This is a genomic window from Albidovulum sp., from assembly GCF_041919395.1.
Classification (GTDB): Bacteria; Pseudomonadota; Alphaproteobacteria; order Rhodobacterales; family Rhodobacteraceae; genus Albidovulum.
Map to the genome: position 1 here is coordinate 1 of NZ_JAYRTX010000064.1, position 19,615 is coordinate 19,615.

A 19,615-nucleotide genomic window follows, 5' to 3' on the forward strand; every position below is an offset into this window, starting at 1 on the left:
ACCGGGCTCACGGCGATCCTCGGGATCGGCGGCTGAGGTCCATTCGGCCTTGAAATCGCACGGGAACGCTTGTAACTGAGGCGGACTTTCCCGGAACCGGCGCGCAACGATTCGGTATGCGCGCTGTTTTTGTTCGGGGGAGCGTGGGGCAACCCACTGGAATTACGGGAATTTCCGGCGGACTGTGGCCGGGTGAGCGGGGTCTGAGGCAGATGGCGAAGCGGTGGTATTCGGTGAGCGTTCTCTCGAACTTCGAGAAGAAGGTTGCCGAGCAGATCCGGCATTCCGTCGCCGAGAAGGGCCTTCAGGACGAGATCGACGAGGTCCTCGTGCCGACCGAGGAGGTCATCGAGATCCGCCGCGGCAAGAAGGTCACGTCCGAGCGACGCTTCATGCCGGGCTATGTTCTCGTGCACATGGACATGACCGACCGGGGCTATCACCTGATCACCTCGATCAACCGGGTGACAGGGTTCCTCGGTCCGCAGGGCAAGCCGATGCCGATGCGCGACGCCGAGGTGAACGGCATCCTCAAGCGCGCCGAGGAAGGCGAGGCGGCCCCGCGTAACCTGATCCGGTTCGAGATCGGCGAGCATGTGAAGGTCACCGACGGGCCGTTCGACGGCTTCTCGGGGATGGTCGAGGAAGTGGACGAACACTCCAGCCGCCTGAAGGTGACGGTATCGATCTTTGGCCGGCCGACGCCGGTCGAGCTGGAATTCACGCAGGTGCAGAAAGTCGCCTGACGTGGGAGCCGTGGGAGGCGATCCCCGATCGCGTCGGGGAGGACCGGACCACTAAACTGTGCCTTCGGGCACCAGTGACGAAGGAGCAGGCCAGATGGCCAAGAAGGTAATGGGCAGCCTCAAGCTGCAGGTGAAGGCGGGTCAAGCCAACCCGTCCCCGCCGATCGGTCCGGCGCTGGGTCAGCGCGGGATCAACATCATGGAATTCTGCAAGGCCTTCAACGCGAAGACCCAGGAGATGGAGCCGGGTTCGCCGATCCCGGTCGTCATCACCTACTACGCCGACAAGTCCTTCTCGTTCGAGATGAAGACCTCGCCGGCGTCCTTCTATCTCAAGAAGGCGGCCGGCCTGAAGCCGGTGGGCAAGCGCAACCGTCCGAAGGGGTCCACGAAGCCCGGCCGCGAGGTCGCGGGGACCGTGACCGTCGCGCAGGTGCGCCAGATCGCCGAAGCGAAGATGAAGGACCTGTCGGCCAACGACGTCGAGGCCGCGATGAAGATCATCCTCGGCTCGGCGAAGTCCTGCGGCATCGAGGTTAAGGGGTAAGCCATGACCAAGATCGCTAAACGCACCGCCGCAGCCCGCGCCGCGTTCGACGGGAAGTCGAACCTCACCGTCGAGGACGCCGTGAAGCTTATCAAGGGCGCCGCCTCGGCGAAATTCGACGAGACGGTCGAGATCGCGATGAACCTCGGCGTCGATCCGCGCCACGCCGACCAGATGGTCCGCGGCGTCGTCACGCTGCCGAACGGCACCGGCAAGACCGTTCGCGTTGCCGTCTTCGCGCGCGGCGGCAAGGCCGACGAGGCCAAGGCCGCCGGGGCCGACATCGTCGGCGCCGAAGACCTGATGGAGACGATCCAGTCCGGCAAGATCGAGTTCGACCGCTGCATCGCCACGCCGGACATGATGCCGCTCGTGGGTCGCCTGGGCAAGATCCTCGGGCCCCGAAACCTGATGCCGAACCCGAAGGTCGGGACCGTCACGATGGACGTGAAGTCGGCGGTCGAGGCAGCGAAGGGCGGAGAGGTACAGTTCAAGGTCGAGAAGGCGGGCGTCATCCACGCCGGCGTCGGCAAGGTGTCGTTCGACGAGGCAAAGCTCGCCCAGAACATCCGCGCCTTCGTCGAGGCGGTGAGCCGCGCGAAGCCCTCGGGGGCGAAGGGCACCTATCTGAAGAAGGTGTCGCTTTCCTCAACCATGGGGCCGGGCGTCAGCGTCGACCTGACGTCGGCAACCGCGCACTGAGCGCACGAGATTTGCCGGGCGCAGTTGCCCGGCGAATGACGGGGCGGAAACGCCCCGTCCTGTCCGAGACGGAGGGTGGAGGAGACTCCATAAATCCTTCCTGAGATGGGAAACGAGACTGGACTATCCGGGGCCAGGCCTCGGGCGATCCTGGCCTCGGGACCATCCGGACCCGAACCCCCGATCCCATCGGGGGCAAACTTGAGCCGGGGGGAAACCCCCACACTTGGAGTGAAACCGTGGATAGAGCCCAGAAAGAGAAAGTGGTCGAGGAACTCGGCCAGATCTTCGAAAGCTCTGGCGTTGTGGTGGTTGCCCGCTACGACGGCATGACGGTTGCTCAGATGCAGGACCTCAGGGCGGAAATGCGTTCCGTCGGCGGGTCCGTCCGCGTCGCCAAGAACAGGCTCGCCAAGATCGCCCTTGACGGCAAGCCCTGCGAAAGCATCGGCAAGCTTCTCACGGGCATGACCGTGCTGACCTATTCCGAGGATCCCGTCGCTGCGGCGAAGATCGCGGACGCCTATGCCAAGAAGAACGACAAGTTCGTGATCCTCGGCGGCGCCATGGGCAACACGGCTCTGGACCCGGCCGGCGTCAAAGCCGTCGCCTCGATGCCGTCGCGGGAGGAGCTCATCGCTTCGATCGTGGCCTGCATCGGCGCGCCGGCGGCGAACATCGCCGGGGCCATTGGCGCACCTGCTTCGAACATCGCGGGCATCCTTTCGACTCTGGAAGAGCGGGAAGCCGCGTGAGCAACCTCGTGCCTTCGTGGGGATGAAACCCGACGTTGGAACACATAGCTAGGAACGGATGAGAGAAATGGCTGATCTGAAGAAACTCGCCGAAGAGATCGTGAACCTCACGCTTCTCCAGGCCCAGGAACTGAAGCAAATCCTGAAAGACGAGTACGGCATCGAGCCCGCCGCCGGCGGCGCGGTCATGATGGCGGGCCCGGCCGCGGGCGGCGCTGCCGCCGAAGCCGCGGAAGAGAAGACCGAGTTCGACGTCGTGCTGACCGACGCGGGCGCCAACAAGATCAACGTGATCAAGGAAGTCCGCGCGATCACCGGTCTTGGCCTGAAGGAAGCCAAGGACCTCGTCGAGGCCGGCGGCAAGGTCAAGGAAGCTGCGGCGAAGGCCGAAGCCGAAGAGATCAAGAAGAAGCTCGAAGCGGCCGGCGCCAAGGTCGAGCTCAAGTGATCGGGCAGGGTGCCCCGGCACTCTGATCGCTGAAACTGGCTGGGTCCGGGGCGTTTCCCGGGCCCGGCCAAACCTGTCTTGGAAGGGGCATCCGCGGACGGTGCCCGGGGTGTCCCTTCCAAGGCGCGGTTGACGGTTCGGGAGCCATCCGGTGGGACGGGTGGCAGGTATGGAACCGACCCCCCTTGTCCAGAAGCGGCGCGGCCCCGTGACCCCGACGGTGCCGCCCCCGCGAAGCGACGAAAGGTGACGACGAGCATGGCGCAGGCAACCGTTGGCCAGAAGCGTATCCGCAGATACTTCGGCAAGATCCGCGAAGTCCTCGAGATGCCGAACCTCATCGAGGTTCAGAAATCCTCATACGACCTTTTCCTGAAATCGGGCGACGGCGAGAAGCCGGCCGACGGGGAAGGGATCCAGGGCGTGTTCCAGTCAGTCTTCCCGATCAAGGACTTCAACGAGAACGCGATCCTCGAGTTCGTGAAGTACGAGCTCGAGAAGCCGAAGTACGACGTGGACGAATGCCAGACCCGTGACATGACCTATGCCGCGCCGCTGAAGGTGACGCTGCGGCTGATCGTGTTCGATGTGGACGAGAATACCGGCGCGCGTTCGGTGAAGGACATCAAGGAACAGGACGTCTACATGGGCGACATGCCCCTGATGACGCCGAACGGCACCTTCATCGTCAACGGGACCGAGCGGGTGATCGTCAGCCAGATGCACCGCTCGCCCGGCGTGTTCTTCGACCACGACAAGGGCAAGACGCATTCCTCGGGCAAGCTTCTCTTCGCCTGCCGGATCATTCCCTACCGCGGCTCGTGGCTCGACTTCGAGTTCGACGCCAAGGACATCGTCTTTGCCCGAATCGACCGTCGCCGCAAGCTGCCGGTCACGACGCTGCTCTATGCGCTCGGACTCGACCAGGAAGGCATCATGGATGCCTATTTCAACACCGTCGAGTTCAAGTTGGTGAAGAACAAGGGTTGGGTGACCCGGTTCTTCCCCGAGCGCGTGCGCGGAACGCGGCCGACCTATGACCTCGTCGATGCGGCCACCGGCGAGGTGATCTGCAAGGCGGGCGAAAAGGCCACGCCGCGCATGGTCAAGAAGTGGATCGACGATGCCAAGGTCACCGATCTTCTCGTGCCCTTCGACCACATCCTCGGCCGCTACGTCGCCAAGGACATCATCAACGAGGCCACCGGCGCGATCTATGTCGAGGCCGGCGACGAGCTGACGCAGACGCTCGACCGCGACGGCGAGGTCTCGGGCGGTACGCTCAAGGTGCTTCTGGACAATGGGATCACCACGATCCCGGTCCTCGACATCGACAACGTCAACGTCGGTCCCTACATCCGCAACACGATGGCCGCGGACAAGAACTGGAACCGCGACACCGCGCTGATGGACATCTACCGGGTCATGCGCCCGGGCGAGCCGCCGACCGTGGAGGCCGCCTCGGCGCTCTTCGACACGCTGTTCTTCGACCGCGAGCGCTATGACCTCTCGGCCGTTGGGCGGGTCAAGATGAACATGCGGCTCGACCTCGGCAAGCCGGACACGCAGCGCACGCTCGACCGCGAGGACATCGTGGCCTGCGTCAAGGCACTGGTGGAACTGAGGGACGGCAAGGGCGAGATCGACGACATCGACCACCTCGGCAACCGCCGGGTCCGGTCGGTGGGCGAGCTGATGGAAAACCAGTATCGCGTCGGCCTCCTGCGCATGGAGCGCGCGATCAAGGAGCGCATGTCCTCGGTCGAGATCGACACGGTCATGCCGCAGGATCTCATCAACGCCAAGCCTGCGGCGGCGGCGGTGAGGGAGTTCTTCGGCTCCAGCCAGCTTTCGCAGTTCATGGACCAGACCAACCCCCTGTCGGAGGTCACGCACAAGCGGCGCCTGTCGGCCCTCGGGCCGGGTGGCCTGACGCGAGAGCGCGCGGGCTTCGAGGTGCGCGACGTGCACCCGACGCACTACGGCCGGATGTGCCCGATCGAGACGCCGGAAGGCCCGAACATCGGTCTCATCAACTCGCTCGCCACCTTCGCGCGGGTGAACAAGTACGGCTTCATCGAGACGCCTTACCGCAAGGTGAAGGACGGCCAGGTCACGGACGACGTGCAATACATGTCCGCCACCGAGGAAATGCGCCACACCGTGGCCCAGGCCAACGCCAATCTCGACGAGAACGGCCGGTTCAAGAACGACCTCGTCTCGACCCGCCAGTCGGGCGAATTCATGCTGAACCCGCCCGACGTGATCGACCTCATCGACGTGTCGCCGAAGCAGCTCGTTTCGGTCGCGGCCTCGCTGATCCCGTTCCTCGAGAACGACGACGCGAACCGCGCGCTGATGGGTTCGAACATGCAGCGCCAGGCGGTGCCGCTGCTGCAGGCGGACGCGCCCTTCGTCGGCACGGGCATAGAGGCCAAGGTCGCGCTCGATTCCGGCGCGGCGATCGTTGCCCGCCGCGGCGGCGTGATCGACCAGGTCGACGCGACCCGGATCGTGATCCGGGCGACGGAGGACCTTGAGATCGGCGATGCCGGTGTGGACATCTACCGCCTGCGCAAGTTCCAGCGGTCGAACCAGAACACCTGCATCAACCAGCGTCCGCTCATCAAGGTGGGCGACAGGGTCGGCAAGGGCGACGTTATCGCCGATGGTCCCTCGACAGAGATGGGCGAGCTGGCGCTCGGCAAGAACGTCATCGTCGCCTTCATGCCGTGGAACGGCTACAACTACGAGGACTCGATCCTGATCTCCGAACGGATCGTGCGCGACGACGTCTTCACCTCGATCCACATCGAGGAATACGAAGTCGCCGCCCGCGACACGAAGCTCGGGCCGGAGGAAATCACCCGCGACATCCCGAACGTGGGCGAGGAGGCGCTGCGCAACCTCGACGAGGCGGGCATCGTCTATATCGGAGCCGAAGTGGGCCCGGGCGACATTCTCGTGGGCAAGATCACGCCCAAGGGCGAAAGCCCGATGACGCCGGAGGAAAAGCTTCTCCGCGCCATCTTCGGCGAGAAGGCGTCGGACGTGCGCGACACCTCGCTGCGGCTACCGCCGGGCGATTTCGGCACGGTCGTGGAAGTGCGCGTCTTCAACCGCCACGGCGTAGACAAGGACGAGCGCGCCCTGCAGATCGAGCGCGAGGAGGTCGAACGGCTCGCCCGCGACCGTGACGACGAGCTCGCCATCCTCGAGCGCAACATCTACGCGCGCCTGAAGTCCATGATCATGGGCAAGACCGCGGTCAAGGGGCCGAAGGGCATCAAGCCCAACGCCGCGATCGACGAGGAGCTTCTGGAAAGCCTGAGCCGCGGCCAGTGGTGGCAGCTTGCGCTTGCCGAAGAGAAGGACGCGCAGGAAGTCGAGGCGCTGAACGCACAGTTCGAGGCGCAGAAACGCGCGCTCGAGCACCGATTCGAGGACAAGGTCGAGAAGGTGCGGCGCGGCGACGACCTGCCGCCGGGCGTGATGAAGATGGTCAAGGTCTTCGTCGCGGTGAAGCGCAAGCTGCAGCCGGGTGACAAGATGGCCGGCCGTCACGGCAACAAGGGCGTGGTGTCCAAGGTCGTGCCGATCGAGGACATGCCTTTCCTCGGCGATGGAACCCCGGTCGACATGGTGCTCAACCCCCTGGGCGTGCCGTCGCGGATGAACGTCGGCCAGATCCTCGAGACCCACATGGGCTGGGCCGCGCGGGGCCTCGGCCTCAGGATCGACGACGCCTTGCAGGACTACCGGCGGACGGGCGACCTGACGCCGGTGCGTGATGCGCTGAAGCATGGCTACGGCGACGAAGCCTATGACGAAGCATTCGCCGATCTCGACGCCGGGACGCTTGTCGAACGCGCCGAGACGGTGCGCCGCGGCGTGCCGATCGCGACGCCCGTCTTCGACGGAGCCAAGGAGGCTGACGTGAACGACGCGCTGCTCCGCGCGGGGTTCGATGTCTCCGGCCAGTCCGCGCTCTTCGATGGCCGCACGGGCGAGCGGTTCGCGCGGCCCGTGACGGTGGGCGTGAAGTATCTCCTGAAACTTCACCACCTCGTCGACGACAAGATCCACGCGCGCTCGACCGGGCCCTACAGCCTCGTCACGCAGCAGCCCCTGGGCGGCAAGGCCCAGTTCGGCGGCCAGCGTTTCGGGGAAATGGAGGTCTGGGCGCTGGAAGCCTACGGCGCGGCCTACACCCTGCAGGAGATGCTCACCGTCAAGTCGGACGACGTGGCGGGCCGGACCAAGGTCTACGAGAGCATCGTCAAGGGCGAGGACAACTTCGAGGCCGGCGTGCCGGAATCGTTCAACGTTCTCGTCAAGGAAGTGCGGGGCCTCGGCCTCAACATGGAACTCCTGGATGCGGAGGAGGAGTGAGGGCGGCCGCCGCCCTTGCTTTCCCATCCCCTGATCTGAAGGACGCAATATGAACCAGGAACTGACCAACAACCCGTTCAACCCGCTGGCCGCGCCGAAGCAGTTCGACGAGATCAAGATCTCGCTCGCCTCGCCCGAGCGCATCCTCAGCTGGTCCTACGGCGAGATCAAGAAGCCCGAGACGATCAACTACCGGACCTTCAAGCCGGAACGTGACGGGCTCTTCTGCGCGCGCATCTTCGGGCCGATCAAGGACTACGAGTGCCTTTGCGGCAAGTACAAGCGCATGAAGTATCGCGGCGTCGTCTGCGAGAAATGCGGCGTGGAAGTCACGCTGCAGAAGGTGCGCCGCGAACGGATGGGCCATATCGAGCTGGCCGCCCCGGTCGCGCACATCTGGTTCCTGAAGTCGCTGCCGTCGCGCATCGGCCTCATGCTCGACATGACGCTGCGCGACCTCGAGCGCATCCTCTATTTCGAGAACTACGTCGTCATCGAGCCGGGTCTGACCGACCTGAGCTATGGCCAGCTTCTGACCGAGGAAGAATTCCTCGACGCGCAGGACCAGTATGGCGCCGACGCCTTCACCGCCAATATCGGCGCCGAGGCGATCCGCGAGATGCTGGCCGCAATCGACCTCGAGGCGACGGCCGAGCAGCTTCGCGAGGAGCTGAAGGAAGCCACCGGTGAGCTGAAGCCGAAGAAGATCATCAAGCGGCTGAAGATCGTCGAGAACTTCCTGGAATCCGGCAACCGCCCGGAATGGATGGTGCTGACCGTGATCCCGGTCATCCCGCCGGAACTCAGGCCGCTGGTGCCGCTGGACGGCGGCCGCTTCGCCACGTCCGACCTCAACGACCTCTACCGCCGCGTCATCAACCGTAACAACCGCCTGAAGCGGCTGATCGAGTTGCGCGCCCCCGACATCATCGTCCGCAACGAAAAGCGGATGCTGCAGGAATCGGTCGATGCGCTCTTCGACAATGGCCGCCGCGGCCGGGTGATCACCGGCGCGAACAAGCGCCCCTTGAAGTCGCTGTCCGACATGCTGAAGGGCAAGCAGGGCCGGTTCCGCCAGAACCTTCTCGGCAAGCGCGTGGACTTCTCGGGGCGCTCGGTCATCGTCACCGGGCCGGAGCTGAAGCTGCACCAGTGCGGCCTGCCGAAGAAGATGGCGCTCGAACTCTTCAAGCCGTTCATCTACTCGCGGCTGGAGGCCAAGGGTCTTTCGAGCACCGTCAAGCAGGCCAAGAAGCTGGTGGAGAAGGAACGCCCGGAGGTCTGGGACATCCTCGACGAGGTCATCCGCGAGCATCCGGTGCTGCTGAACCGGGCGCCGACGCTGCACCGTCTGGGCATCCAGGCCTTCGAGCCGATCCTGATCGAGGGCAAGGCGATCCAGCTTCACCCGCTCGTCTGTTCGGCCTTCAACGCCGACTTCGACGGCGACCAGATGGCCGTGCACGTCCCGCTGTCGCTGGAGGCGCAGCTTGAGGCGCGCGTCCTGATGATGTCGACGAACAACGTGCTGTCGCCCGCCAACGGCGCGCCGATCATCGTGCCCTCGCAGGACATGGTGCTTGGACTCTATTACGTGTCGATGGAGCGCAAGGGCATGCAGGGCGAAGGCATGGTCTTCGCAGACGCCGACGAGGTGCAGCACGCGCTGGACGCGGGCGAGGTGCATCTGCATTCGCGGATCACCGCGCGCGTGAAGCAGATCGACGCCGAGGGCAACGAGGTGTGGAAGCGGTACGAGACGACGCCGGGCCGCGTGCGCCTCGGCGCGCTCCTGCCCCTGAACGCCAAGGCGCCGTTCGAGCTCGTGAACCGGCTTCTCAGGAAGAAGGACGTGCAGAACGTAATCGACACTGTCTACCGCTACTGCGGCCAGAAGGAATCGGTGATCTTCTGCGACCAGATCATGGGCCTCGGCTTCCGCGAGGCCTTCCGGGCCGGCATCTCCTTCGGCAAGGACGACATGGTCATCCCCGAGAAGAAGTGGTCCATCGTCAACGAGGTCCGCGACCAGGTGAAGGAATTCGAACAGCAGTACATGGACGGCCTGATCACCCAGGGTGAGAAGTACAACAAGGTCGTCGATGCATGGTCGAAATGTTCGGACGCGGTCGCGGCCGAGATGATGAAGGAAATCTCCGCCGTGCGCGTCGACGACGCGGGCGCCGAGCGCGAGCCGAACTCCGTCTACATGATGTCGCACTCCGGGGCGCGGGGTTCGCCGGCGCAGATGAAGCAGCTTGGCGGGATGCGCGGCCTGATGGCCAAGCCGTCGGGCGAGATCATCGAGACGCCGATCATCTCGAACTTCAAGGAAGGCCTCACGGTGCTCGAGTACTTCAACTCGACGCACGGCGCGCGCAAGGGCCTTGCCGACACGGCGCTGAAGACGGCGAACTCGGGCTATCTGACCCGTCGTCTGGTGGACGTGGCGCAGGACTGCATCGTGCGGCTGCCCGATTGCGGCACCGACCGTGCGATCACGGCCTCGGCTGCGGTCAACGACGGGGAAGTGGTCAGCCCGCTTTCGGAACGCATCCTTGGCCGTGTCGCTGCCGATGACGTGATGGTCCCGGGCACCGACGAGATCATCGTCCGCCGCGGCGAACTGATCGACGAGCGCAAGTCCGAGGCCGTGGAAACCGCGGGAGTCGTCTCGGTGCGCATCCGTTCGGCGCTGACCTGCGAGGCCGAGGAGGGCGTTTGCGCCATGTGCTACGGGCGCGACCTCGCGCGCGGCACGCTCGTCAACATCGGTGAGGCGGTGGGCATCATCGCCGCCCAGTCGATCGGCGAGCCGGGCACCCAGCTGACGATGCGGACATTCCACATCGGCGGCATCGCCCAGGGCGGCCAGCAGTCCTTCCAGGAGGCGAGCCAGGAAGGCAAGGTCGTGTTCCGCAACCCGATGCTGCTTGAGAACGCCAACGGCGAGCAGATCGTGACGGGCCGCAACATGCAGGTGGCCATCGTCGATGAAGCGGGGCAGGAACGGGCGAGCCACAAGGTCGCGTACGGCGCGAAGATCCACGTCAAGGACGGGCAGTCCGTCAAGCGTGGCGCCAAGCTCTACGAGTGGGACCCCTACACGCTGCCGATCATCGCCGAGAAGGCGGGCGTGGCGAAGTTCGTCGACCTCATCTCGGGCATCGCGGTCCGTGACGAGACGGACGAGGCCACGGGCATGACCCAGAAAATCGTCACCGACTGGCGCACCGCGCCGCGCGGCTCGGACCTCAAGCCCGAGATCATCATCATGGACCCGACCACAGGCGAACCGGTGCGCAACGACGCGGGCAACCCCGTCAGCTATCCGATGTCGGTGGACGCCATCCTCTCGATCGAGGACGGCCAGGATATCCGGGCCGGTGACGTCGTCGCACGTATCCCGCGCGAAGGCGCCAGGACCAAGGACATCACCGGGGGTCTGCCCCGCGTGGCGGAACTGTTCGAGGCCCGTCGTCCAAAGGACCACGCGATCATCGCCGAGATCGACGGCTACGTGCGCTTCGGCAAGGACTACAAGAACAAGCGCCGGATCACGATCGAGCCGACGGACGAGACGATCCAGCCGGTCGAATACATGGTGCCGAAGGGCAAGCACATTCCGGTGCAGGAAGGTGACTTCGTCCAGAAGGGCGACTACATCATGGACGGCAATCCCGCGCCGCATGACATCCTGCGGATAATGGGGATCGAGGCGCTCGCCGACTACCTCATCGACGAGGTGCAGGACGTCTATCGCCTGCAGGGCGTGAAGATCAACGACAAGCACATCGAAGTGATCGTCCGCCAGATGCTGCAGAAGATCGAGATCCTCGACTCGGGCGAGACGACGCTCCTGAAGGGCGAACACGTCGACAAGCCGGAGTTCGACGAGGAGAACGACAAGGTCGCCGCGCGGGGCGGGAAGCCGGCCACCGGGGAGCCCGTCCTCCTGGGCATCACCAAGGCCTCGCTCCAGACCCGATCGTTCATCTCGGCGGCCTCGTTCCAGGAGACCACGCGCGTCCTCACCGAAGCCGCCGTGCAGGGCAAGCGCGACACGCTCGTGGGTCTGAAGGAGAACGTCATCGTCGGCCGCCTGATCCCGGCCGGCACCGGTGGGGCGACCATGCGCGTGCGCAAGATCGCCCACGACCGCGACCAGAAGGTGATCGAGCAGCGCAAGCAGGAAGCCGAGCGGGCCGCGGCCCTTGTGGCGCCGTCGGAGACGGTGCTCGACGACGTGATCGAGATCGACGCCGACAGCGGGCTCGTGGACACCTACGAGAGCCGCGAGGGCTGATCGCGTCGAGAAACGCGAGGAATCCCCCGCTTCGGCGGGGGTTTTCTTTTGCCGCGGGCCAAGCCACAACGAAGCGCGCTCCCCCGAGGGCGCAGTGCGGGGAGGCCCAATGCCATTGTCCGACAACGCGCGCGGCGCGCTCTACATGAGCGTGGCGATGACCGCCTTCACGGCGAACGACGCCTGCATGAAGGCGGTCACGCAGGTACTGCCGCTCTACCAGGCGATGTTCCTGCGCGGCGCACTCGCCACGCTCGCGCTTCTCGCCATCGGCTGGCACATGGGGAGCCTGCGCTTCGGCATGGAGGCGAGCGACCGCAAGTGGCTTGTCCTGCGCACCCTCGGCGAGGTCGGCGGTACGCTCACTTTCCTCTCCGCGCTGCGCCATATGCCGCTCGCCAACCTCTCCGCGATCCTGCAGTTCCTGCCGCTCGCCGTCACGCTGGCGGCGGCGCTCCTCCTCAGGGAGCCGGTCGGCTGGCGGCGGTTCACGGCCATCGTCATCGGCTTCGCCGGCGTCCTCCTTATCGTGCGTCCCGGCACGGAAGGATTCGACCGCTGGGCGCTCGTCGGCATGGCATCCGTGGGCTTTGTCGTGCTGCGCGACCTGACGACACGGCGGATGTCGAGCGCGCTTCCCTCTGTCACGGTCGCCGTGACCGCAGCACTTTCGGTGACGGTCACCGGCGCCGCGCTCCTGCCCTTCGGCGGGTGGGCGGCGGTCGGCGCTGCGCAGGCGGCGCTCATCGTGATTGCGGCCGCCTGCCTCATCGCCGGCTATCTGCTCATCGTCATGGCCATGCGGGTGGGCGAGATCAGCCTCGTCGCGCCCTTCCGCTACACCGCGCTCATCGCGGCGATCGGCCTCGGCTGGGCCGCATTCGGGCAGTGGCCCGACACGCTGACGCTCGCCGGCGCCGGCATCGTGATCCTGACCGGCATCTACAGCTTCCACCGTGAACGCCGGCTGGGCCGGTCCGTCGCGATGCCCGACCGGCCACCCCTGCGCGTTCGCTGAACGCCACATTTACAACCGGCCCGGCGTGAAGTAGGACCGCCGGGCGTCAACAGGCGGACCGCAGGCCGGGAAGCAAGAGACATGGTCACCATCTCCATCGTCATTCCCGCGAAGGACGAGGCCGACAACCTCCCCCTGCTGCTGGATGGCATCGACGCGGCGCTGGCCGCGCAGGGCGGCTACGAGGTTCTCGTCGTCGACGACGGCTCGACCGATGCCACCGCAGAGGTCATCCGCGCCCGGATGCGGACGCATCCGAACCTCCGGCTCATCCGCCATGACGTCTCGGGCGGGCAGAGTGCCGCCGTCCACTCCGGCGTGCTGGCGGCGCAGGGCGGGATTGTCTGCACCCTCGACGCCGACGGCCAGAACCCGCCGTCGGAACTGCCGAAGCTCATCGCGCCGCTTTTGGCTCCGGGCGCCGGGCGGATCGGGCTCGTCGCCGGGCAACGGGTCGGTCGGCAGGACACCATTTCGAAGAAACTCGCCTCCCGGCTGGCAAACTGGGTCCGCTCCAAGGCGCTGAAGGATGGCACGCGCGACACCGGCTGCGGGCTGAAGGCGTTCCGGCGGGAGGGATTCCTGCGCCTGCCCTTCTTCAACCACATGCACCGCTACCTGCCCGCGCTCTTCGCCCGGGACGGTTGGGAGGTCGCGCATGTCGATGTCGCCCATGCGCCGCGTCATGCGGGCCGGTCGCATTACAGCAACCTCCAGCGCGGCTTCGTCGGCGCCATCGACCTTCTGGGCGTGATGTGGCTCATCCGGCGGAAGAAGAAATCCCGCGCGACGGAGGGGCAATAGGATGGATCGACTCTTCGCCATCCTCCATGTCGAAAGCCGGACGGAGTTCTGGTGGGTCGCCTTCGGGCTTTTCGGCCAGCTCATGTTCACCGGCCGCTTTCTCGTCCAGTGGATCGCTTCCGAGCGGGCGCGGAAATCCGTGATGCCGGTCGTCTTCTGGTACTTCTCGCTGGCGGGCGGGGTGATCCTTCTGGCCTATGCGATCTACCGGCGCGATCCGGTCTTCGTGCTCGGCCAGTCGCTGGGCGTCTTCATATACCTCAGGAATCTCGTCCTCATCCAACGGGAAGCGCGGGAAAACGGCCTTGGCTAGGGGCTGGATCGGCCCCGCGGCGGCCATCGTCGCATTGGCCACGGCCCTGCGTCTGGTTGCCCTCTGGTTCGACCGGACCGACCTTTTCGTCGATGAAAGCCAGTACTGGCTCTGGGGGCGGAACCTCGACCTCGGCTACTATTCCAAACCGCCGCTCATCGCCTGGGTGATCCGGGGCGTGACGGAGCTTTTCGGTTCCGACGCGGCCTTTTTCGTGCGCCTGCCGGGTGCGGTCCTCCACGGGGCGACGGCGCTTCTCCTTGGCGGAGTGGCGGCGCGGCTTACCGATGCCCGGGCTGCCCTGTGGACGGCCGTGACCTATGTAACCCTGCCGATGGCGGCGCTCGGTTCGATCCTGATCTCGACCGACACGGTGATGGCGCCCTTCCTTGCGGCGGCTCTCCTTTGCCATCTCAGGGCGGCGAAGACCGGGCGGGCGGGCGTGGCGATGCTGGCAGGCGTGCTGGCGGGCTTCGCCTTCCTCGCCAAGTACGCGGCGATCTACCTTCTCTTCGGTATCGGGCTGGCGGCCGTCTTCATGCCTGCCTTCCGCATCCCGCCCCGCGCGACCCTGGCGCTGATCGTGGCGTTTGGCGCAACCATCCTGCCGAACGTCTTGTGGAACCTCGGAAACCAGCTGACGACCGTCGCGCACACGATGGACAACGTGGGTTGGGTCCGGGGCGAAAGCTGGCTTTCCGGGCTGAACCTGGCCGGGTTGGCGGAATTCCTTCTGGCGCAGTTCGCCGTCGTCGGGCCGGTCGTCTTCGCTGCGCTTCTCTGGGGGTATGCCCGGCCCGGAGCGCCGGCGCTTCGGGCACTTGCGCTCATCTCGGCGCCGCCGCTCCTGATCGTCTCGGTCCAGGCGGCTCTCGACAAGGCCTATGCCAATTGGGCACTCGCGGCCTATTTCCCCGGGACCGTGCTGGCGGTGGGCATGCTTCGCGCCCATGCGCCACGGTTCCTGCCGGTGTCGCTGGCGGTGAACGGAGCGGTCTCGGTCCTGTTGCCCATCCTGATCATGCTTGCCCCCTGGCCGGCATGGAAGGGCGAGCCGCTGCTTGCGCGTTACCTCGGCAGGTCCGATCTCAGCCGGCAGATCATCGCCGCGGCCGAGGGGGAGGGGTTGGCGACGGTGGTTTCCGCCGACCGCGACATCCTTGCCGATCTCTTCCACACCGGCCGCGCCTCGGGCCTCGGCTTCGCGGCGCCCGCGCCGCATGGGCGCGCGCAAAACTATTATGAGCAAACCTATCCGCTCGGCCTCGGCTCCATGCCGGTCCTATTCGTCGCGACGGCTGCGCCCGACTGCGCGGCCGACCCGCCGGTTGCGCGCTTCGAAACCTCGGGCGGCGCCTACGCCGGCCGGGGCCTTGCCGCCTGGCGCATCAGCGCGGATTGCGCCAATGCCGCCCCTTGATCACCGCAAGGCCGCGATCGCGCTCGCGATCCTGACGTTCGCCGCGCTTGGCGTCTTTGTGGCCATCCCGGGGATCGACCTGACCGTCTCGGGCTGGTTCTACCGCGCTGAGGAAGGCTTCTGGCTGGCAGGAAACCCCTGGATCGAGGCGCTGCGGAACGGCATCTGGAACCTCTCCATCGCCGTATTCGCCTTCTCCATCCTCGCGCTCGGCTTCGCATTTGCAAGGAGGCCGCTTCTCGGCGTCGATGCACGCGAGGCGGGGTTCATCTTCCTTCTCTACCTCCTCGGGCCGATCCTCCTCGTCAACGGCGTGCTCAAGACCTACTGGGGCCGGGCCCGCCCGGTAGATGTGGCGGAGTTCGGCGGCCCGGCCGCCTTCACGCCGCCCTGGCTCCCGGCCGACCAGTGCGTTGCCAACTGCTCCTTCGTCTCGGGTGAAGGATCGGCGGCGACCGCGCTTCTCATCGCGTTCGTGGTCCTTGCGCCCGATGCCTGGCGGCTCCTGCCGCGCCGGGCCTTCGCGCTTTACGCGCTCGCGGGCGCAACGCTGCCTGTGGCGGGGCTCGCGCTGAGGGTCGTGACCGGGCGGCATTTCCTTTCGGATACGGTCTTTGCGGTGCTGCTCGTCCTCGCGCTCGCACTCGGTCTGCACCGGCTCCTGCTGAAGGGGCGCTGAGCGCCGAGAGCCCGTGTTGACAACCCCCGCGACTCCCCCTATACGGCCCGCACTCGGCCACGGGTGAATTGCGCGTGGACGTGTATCAGAACTGAAGTGGTCACGATCCGGGCACAAGCCCCGATCCTCTGGAATTCCACCGCGTCGCCCCCGCGCAGGGGACGAATGCGGTTTTGGTGTTTTGCGGACGCGCAAGGCACGCACATGAGCGAAAGCCCCCGGGAACGTCGCTGACGGGCGAACGTCGATCGGGTTGCAAGATAGGGCGAGAGTTAATGCCGACGATCCAACAGCTGATCCGGAAGCCCCGGGAAGCGAAGCCGCAGAAGTCCAAGTCGCAGCACCTGGAATCCTGCCCGCAGAAGCGCGGTGTCTGCACCCGCGTCTACACCACCACGCCGAAGAAGCCGAACTCGGCGATGCGGAAGGTGGCGAAGGTCCGTCTCACGAACGGCTTCGAGGTGATCAGCTACATCCCCGGCGAGAAGCACAACCTGCAGGAACACTCCGTGGTCCTGATCCGCGGCGGCCGGGTGAAGGACCTTCCGGGCGTGCGCTACCACATCCTTCGCGGTGTGCTCGATACGCAGGGCGTCAAGGACCGTCGCCAGCGTCGCTCGAAATACGGCGCGAAGCGTCCGAAGTAAGGAGATCACCAGATGTCGCGTCGTCACGCTGCCGAAAAGCGCGAAGTCCTGCCCGATGCCAAGTATGGCGACCGGGTCCTGACGAAATTCATGAACAACCTGATGGTGGACGGCAAGAAGTCGGTCGCCGAGCGCATCGTCTACAGCGCGCTCGAGCGGGTCGAAGGCCGGCTGAAGCGGTCGCCGGTGGAGTGCTTCCACGAGGCGCTCGACAACGTGAAGCCCTCGCTCGAGGTCCGCTCCCGCCGCGTCGGCGGTGCGACCTATCAGGTTCCGGTCGAGGTCCGGCCCGAGCGCCGCGAGGCGCTGGCGATCCGCTGGCTGATCACCGCCGCGAAGAACCGCAACGAGAACACGATGGAAGAGCGTCTGGCCGCCGAACTGGCCGATGCCGTCAACGGACGCGGCACCGCGGTCAAGAAACGCGAAGACACCCACAAGATGGCCGACGCCAACAAGGCGTTCAGCCATTACCGCTGGTAATCCGGCGGCAGCGAGGACGAATACGATGGCACGCGCTTATCCCCTCAACCGATACCGCAACTTCGGGATCATGGCCCACATCGACGCGGGCAAGACCACGACGACGGAGCGGATCCTCTACTACACCGGCAAGTCCCACAAAATCGGCGAAGTCCATGACGGCGCCGCAACGATGGACTGGATGGAGCAGGAGCAGGAGCGCGGCATCACCATCACCTCGGCGGCCACCACGACCTTCTGGCAGCGCCAGGAGGATTCGGGCGCCGAGGGCACGTCGGACACCAAGTACCGCTTCAACATCATCGACACGCCCGGCCACGTGGACTTCACCATCGAGGTCGAGCGTTCGCTCGCGGTTCTCGACGGCGCGATCTGCCTTCTTGACGCCAACGCCGGCGTCGAGCCGCAGACCGAGACGGTGTGGCGCCAGGCTGACCGCTACAAGGTTCCGCGGATCGTCTTCGTCAACAAGATGGACAAGATCGGCGCCGACTTCTTCAACTGCGTCAAGATGATCAAGGACCGCACCGGCGGTACCCCCTGCCCGGTCGCCCTGCCAATCGGCGCCGAGGACAAGCTGGAAGGCATCATCGACCTGATCAAGATGGAAGAGTGGGTCTGGAAGGGCGACGATCTCGGCGCGAGCTGGGTCCGTCAGCCGATCCGCAGCGACATGAAGGACATTGCCGAGGAGTGGCGCGGCAAGATGATCGAACTCGCCGTCGAGCTGGACGACGAGGCGATGGAAGCCTACCTCGAAGGCAACGAGCCGGATGCCGAAACGCTGCGCAAGCTGATCCGCAAGGGCACTCTGTCGCTGACCTTCTTCCCGGTCATGGCGGGATCGTCCTTCAAGAACAAGGGTGTTCAGCCGCTTCTGAACGCGGTCATCGACTTCCTGCCGGCGCCGGTCGACGTGCCGATGCTCAAGGGATTCTCCCCCGATGACGAGGCCGAAGAGCGCAACATCGAGCGTCCCGCCGACGATGCGGCGCCGTTCTCGGCGCTGGCCTTCAAGATCATGAACGACCCCTTCGTCGGCTCGCTCACCTTCACCCGCATCTATTCCGGTCAGCTCAAGAAGGGCGACCAGATGATGAACTCCACGAAGGGAAAGCGCGAGCGCGTCGGCCGGATGATGATGATGCACGCCATCAACCGCGAAGAAATCGACGAAGCCTTCGCGGGCGACATCATCGCGCTTGCCGGCCTGAAGGAGACGACGACGGGCGACACGCTCTGCGATCCGGCGAAGCCCGTGGTTCTCGAAACCATGACCTTCCCCGAGCCGGTGATCGAGATCGCCGTCGAGCCTAAGTCGAAGGCCGACCAGGAGAAGATGGCGCTGGCGCTGCAGCGGCTCGCCGCCGAGGACCCGTCCTTCCGGGTGGAGACCGACATCGAAAGCGGTCAGACCATCATGAAGGGCATGGGCGAACTTCACCTCGACATCCTCGTCGACCGCATGAAGCGGGAGTTCAAGGTCGAGGCGAACATCGGTGCTCCGCAGGTCGCCTACCGCGAGACGATCAGCCGCGAGGCCGAGATCGACTATACCCACAAGAAGCAGACCGGCGGCACGGGCCAGTTCGCCCGCGTGAAGCTCGTCATCACTCCGACCCAACCGGGCGAGGGCTACTCGTTCGAATCGAAGATCGTCGGAGGCGCGGTGCCCAAGGAATACATCCCGGGCGTCGAGAAGGGCATCAAGTCGGTCATGGACTCGGGTCCGCTCGCCGGCTTCCCGGTCATCGACTTCAAGGTCGCGCTGATCGACGGCGCGTTCCACGACGTCGATAGCTCGGTGCTGGCGTTCGAGATCGCGTCCCGTGCGGCGATGCGCGAGGGCCTGAAGAAGGCCGGCGCGAAGCTGCTCGAGCCGATCATGAAGGTCGAGGTCGTGACCCCGGAGGAATATACCGGCGGCATCATCGGCGACCTGACGTCGCGTCGGGGCATGGTGCAGGGCCAGGACAGCCGCGGCAACGCCAACGTGATCACGGCGATGGTCCCGCTCGCGAACATGTTCGGATACATCAACAACCTGCGCTCGATGTCCTCGGGCCGCGCGGTCTTCACGATGCTGTTCGACCATTATGACGCGGTCCCGCAGAACATCTCGGACGAGATCCAGAAGAAATACGCATGACGGTGTGGCGGGGTGAACCCCGCCCTACCCACCACCCGTAGGGCGGGGCCTGCCCTGCCACCCGAACAAGGAGGCCATCATGGCAAAGGCAAAGTTTGAACGGACGAAACCGCACGTGAACGTGGGGACGATCGGCCACGTTGACCACGGCAAGACGACGCTGACGGCTGCGATCACGAAGTATTTCGGCGAGTTCAAGGCGTATG

At 65.5% G+C, this 19,615-nt stretch carries 16 protein-coding genes; all 16 read left to right on the forward strand.

Annotated features, from left to right (window positions below; translation table 11 throughout):
* The first annotated feature begins 212 nt into the window (after positions 1 to 212).
* Positions 213 to 746, forward strand: a complete 534-nt coding sequence (gene nusG / locus ACMUOO_RS11490; RefSeq protein ID WP_301917443.1) for a transcription termination/antitermination protein NusG — start codon at positions 213 to 215, stop codon at positions 744 to 746.
* A gap of 94 nt (positions 747 to 840) precedes the next feature.
* Positions 841 to 1,293 carry a 50S ribosomal protein L11 gene (gene rplK / locus ACMUOO_RS11495; RefSeq protein ID WP_301917442.1) on the forward strand — a complete coding sequence of 151 codons (453 nt, stop codon included), beginning with the start codon at positions 841 to 843 and terminating at the stop codon, positions 1,291 to 1,293.
* 3 nt (positions 1,294 to 1,296) lie between these two features.
* The gene (rplA, locus tag ACMUOO_RS11500) at positions 1,297 to 1,995 is read left to right on the forward strand and encodes a 50S ribosomal protein L1 (protein WP_301917441.1); all 699 of its coding nucleotides are present in this window, start codon (positions 1,297 to 1,299) and stop codon (positions 1,993 to 1,995) included.
* A gap of 239 nt (positions 1,996 to 2,234) precedes the next feature.
* Complete coding sequence (gene rplJ, locus ACMUOO_RS11505) at positions 2,235 to 2,750, forward strand: 50S ribosomal protein L10 (RefSeq protein WP_291335074.1); 516 nt, start codon at positions 2,235 to 2,237, stop codon at positions 2,748 to 2,750.
* 67 nt (positions 2,751 to 2,817) lie between these two features.
* On the forward strand, positions 2,818 to 3,198 hold the full coding sequence (gene rplL / locus ACMUOO_RS11510) for a 50S ribosomal protein L7/L12 (RefSeq protein WP_301917440.1): 381 nt from the start codon (positions 2,818 to 2,820) through the stop codon (positions 3,196 to 3,198).
* A gap of 258 nt (positions 3,199 to 3,456) precedes the next feature.
* Positions 3,457 to 7,590, forward strand: coding sequence for a DNA-directed RNA polymerase subunit beta (gene rpoB, locus ACMUOO_RS11515; protein ID WP_301917439.1), 4,134 nt, complete (start codon positions 3,457 to 3,459; stop codon positions 7,588 to 7,590).
* Positions 7,591 to 7,639: 49 nt separating this feature from the next.
* Positions 7,640 to 11,896 (forward strand): DNA-directed RNA polymerase subunit beta', encoded by a 4,257-nt coding sequence (gene rpoC, locus ACMUOO_RS11520; protein ID WP_413855300.1) that lies wholly within the window; start codon positions 7,640 to 7,642, stop codon positions 11,894 to 11,896.
* 109 nt (positions 11,897 to 12,005) lie between these two features.
* Complete coding sequence (locus ACMUOO_RS11525; RefSeq protein ID WP_301917475.1) at positions 12,006 to 12,914, forward strand: DMT family transporter; 909 nt, start codon at positions 12,006 to 12,008, stop codon at positions 12,912 to 12,914.
* Between the two features lie 81 nt (positions 12,915 to 12,995).
* Entirely contained in the window at positions 12,996 to 13,718 is a 723-nt protein-coding gene (locus tag ACMUOO_RS11530) for a glycosyltransferase family 2 protein (RefSeq protein ID WP_301917474.1), read from the forward strand.
* A gap of 1 nt (position 13,719) precedes the next feature.
* Positions 13,720 to 14,031, forward strand: a complete 312-nt coding sequence (locus ACMUOO_RS11535; RefSeq protein WP_301917473.1) for a lipid-A-disaccharide synthase N-terminal domain-containing protein — start codon at positions 13,720 to 13,722, stop codon at positions 14,029 to 14,031.
* Positions 14,024 to 15,451 carry an ArnT family glycosyltransferase gene (locus ACMUOO_RS11540; protein WP_301917472.1) on the forward strand — a complete coding sequence of 476 codons (1,428 nt, stop codon included), beginning with the start codon at positions 14,024 to 14,026 and terminating at the stop codon, positions 15,449 to 15,451. The genes ACMUOO_RS11535 and ACMUOO_RS11540 overlap by 8 nt, the downstream gene beginning before the upstream one ends.
* Positions 15,438 to 16,130 carry a phosphatase PAP2 family protein gene (locus ACMUOO_RS11545; RefSeq protein ID WP_301917471.1) on the forward strand — a complete coding sequence of 231 codons (693 nt, stop codon included), beginning with the start codon at positions 15,438 to 15,440 and terminating at the stop codon, positions 16,128 to 16,130. Before ACMUOO_RS11540 ends, ACMUOO_RS11545 begins: the two co-directional genes overlap by 14 nt.
* Positions 16,131 to 16,405: 275 nt before the next feature.
* Positions 16,406 to 16,777 carry a 30S ribosomal protein S12 gene (gene rpsL / locus ACMUOO_RS11550; protein WP_263340580.1) on the forward strand — a complete coding sequence of 124 codons (372 nt, stop codon included), beginning with the start codon at positions 16,406 to 16,408 and terminating at the stop codon, positions 16,775 to 16,777.
* 12 nt (positions 16,778 to 16,789) lie between these two features.
* Positions 16,790 to 17,260, forward strand: a complete 471-nt coding sequence (rpsG, locus tag ACMUOO_RS11555; protein WP_301917470.1) for a 30S ribosomal protein S7 — start codon at positions 16,790 to 16,792, stop codon at positions 17,258 to 17,260.
* A 25-nt stretch (positions 17,261 to 17,285) separates the two neighbouring features.
* On the forward strand, positions 17,286 to 19,409 hold the full coding sequence (gene fusA / locus ACMUOO_RS11560) for an elongation factor G (protein ID WP_301917469.1): 2,124 nt from the start codon (positions 17,286 to 17,288) through the stop codon (positions 19,407 to 19,409).
* 79 nt (positions 19,410 to 19,488) lie between these two features.
* The coding region (locus ACMUOO_RS11565) for a GTP-binding protein (RefSeq protein WP_413854725.1) at positions 19,489 to 19,615 on the forward strand (127 nt) is incomplete at its 3' end.

What these genes read in the sequence shown, in the direction of transcription:
- rplL (WP_301917440.1), top strand. Translation starts at nt 2,818, where the DNA reads ATGGCTGATCTGAAGAAACTCGCCGAAGAGATCGTGAACCTCACGCTT.
- ACMUOO_RS11545 (WP_301917471.1), top strand. Translation starts at nt 15,438, where the DNA reads ATGCCGCCCCTTGATCACCGCAAGGCCGCGATCGCGCTCGCGATCCTG.
- rpsG (WP_301917470.1), top strand. Translation starts at nt 16,790, where the DNA reads ATGTCGCGTCGTCACGCTGCCGAAAAGCGCGAAGTCCTGCCCGATGCC.
- rplA (WP_301917441.1), top strand. Translation starts at nt 1,297, where the DNA reads ATGACCAAGATCGCTAAACGCACCGCCGCAGCCCGCGCCGCGTTCGAC.
- rplK (WP_301917442.1), top strand. Translation starts at nt 841, where the DNA reads ATGGCCAAGAAGGTAATGGGCAGCCTCAAGCTGCAGGTGAAGGCGGGT.
- rpoB (WP_301917439.1), top strand. Translation starts at nt 3,457, where the DNA reads ATGGCGCAGGCAACCGTTGGCCAGAAGCGTATCCGCAGATACTTCGGC.
- ACMUOO_RS11525 (WP_301917475.1), top strand. Translation starts at nt 12,006, where the DNA reads ATGCCATTGTCCGACAACGCGCGCGGCGCGCTCTACATGAGCGTGGCG.
- fusA (WP_301917469.1), top strand. Translation starts at nt 17,286, where the DNA reads ATGGCACGCGCTTATCCCCTCAACCGATACCGCAACTTCGGGATCATG.
- nusG (WP_301917443.1), top strand. Translation starts at nt 213, where the DNA reads ATGGCGAAGCGGTGGTATTCGGTGAGCGTTCTCTCGAACTTCGAGAAG.
- rpsL (WP_263340580.1), top strand. Translation starts at nt 16,406, where the DNA reads ATGCCGACGATCCAACAGCTGATCCGGAAGCCCCGGGAAGCGAAGCCG.
- ACMUOO_RS11535 (WP_301917473.1), top strand. Translation starts at nt 13,720, where the DNA reads ATGGATCGACTCTTCGCCATCCTCCATGTCGAAAGCCGGACGGAGTTC.
- rpoC (WP_413855300.1), top strand. Translation starts at nt 7,640, where the DNA reads ATGAACCAGGAACTGACCAACAACCCGTTCAACCCGCTGGCCGCGCCG.
- ACMUOO_RS11530 (WP_301917474.1), top strand. Translation starts at nt 12,996, where the DNA reads ATGGTCACCATCTCCATCGTCATTCCCGCGAAGGACGAGGCCGACAAC.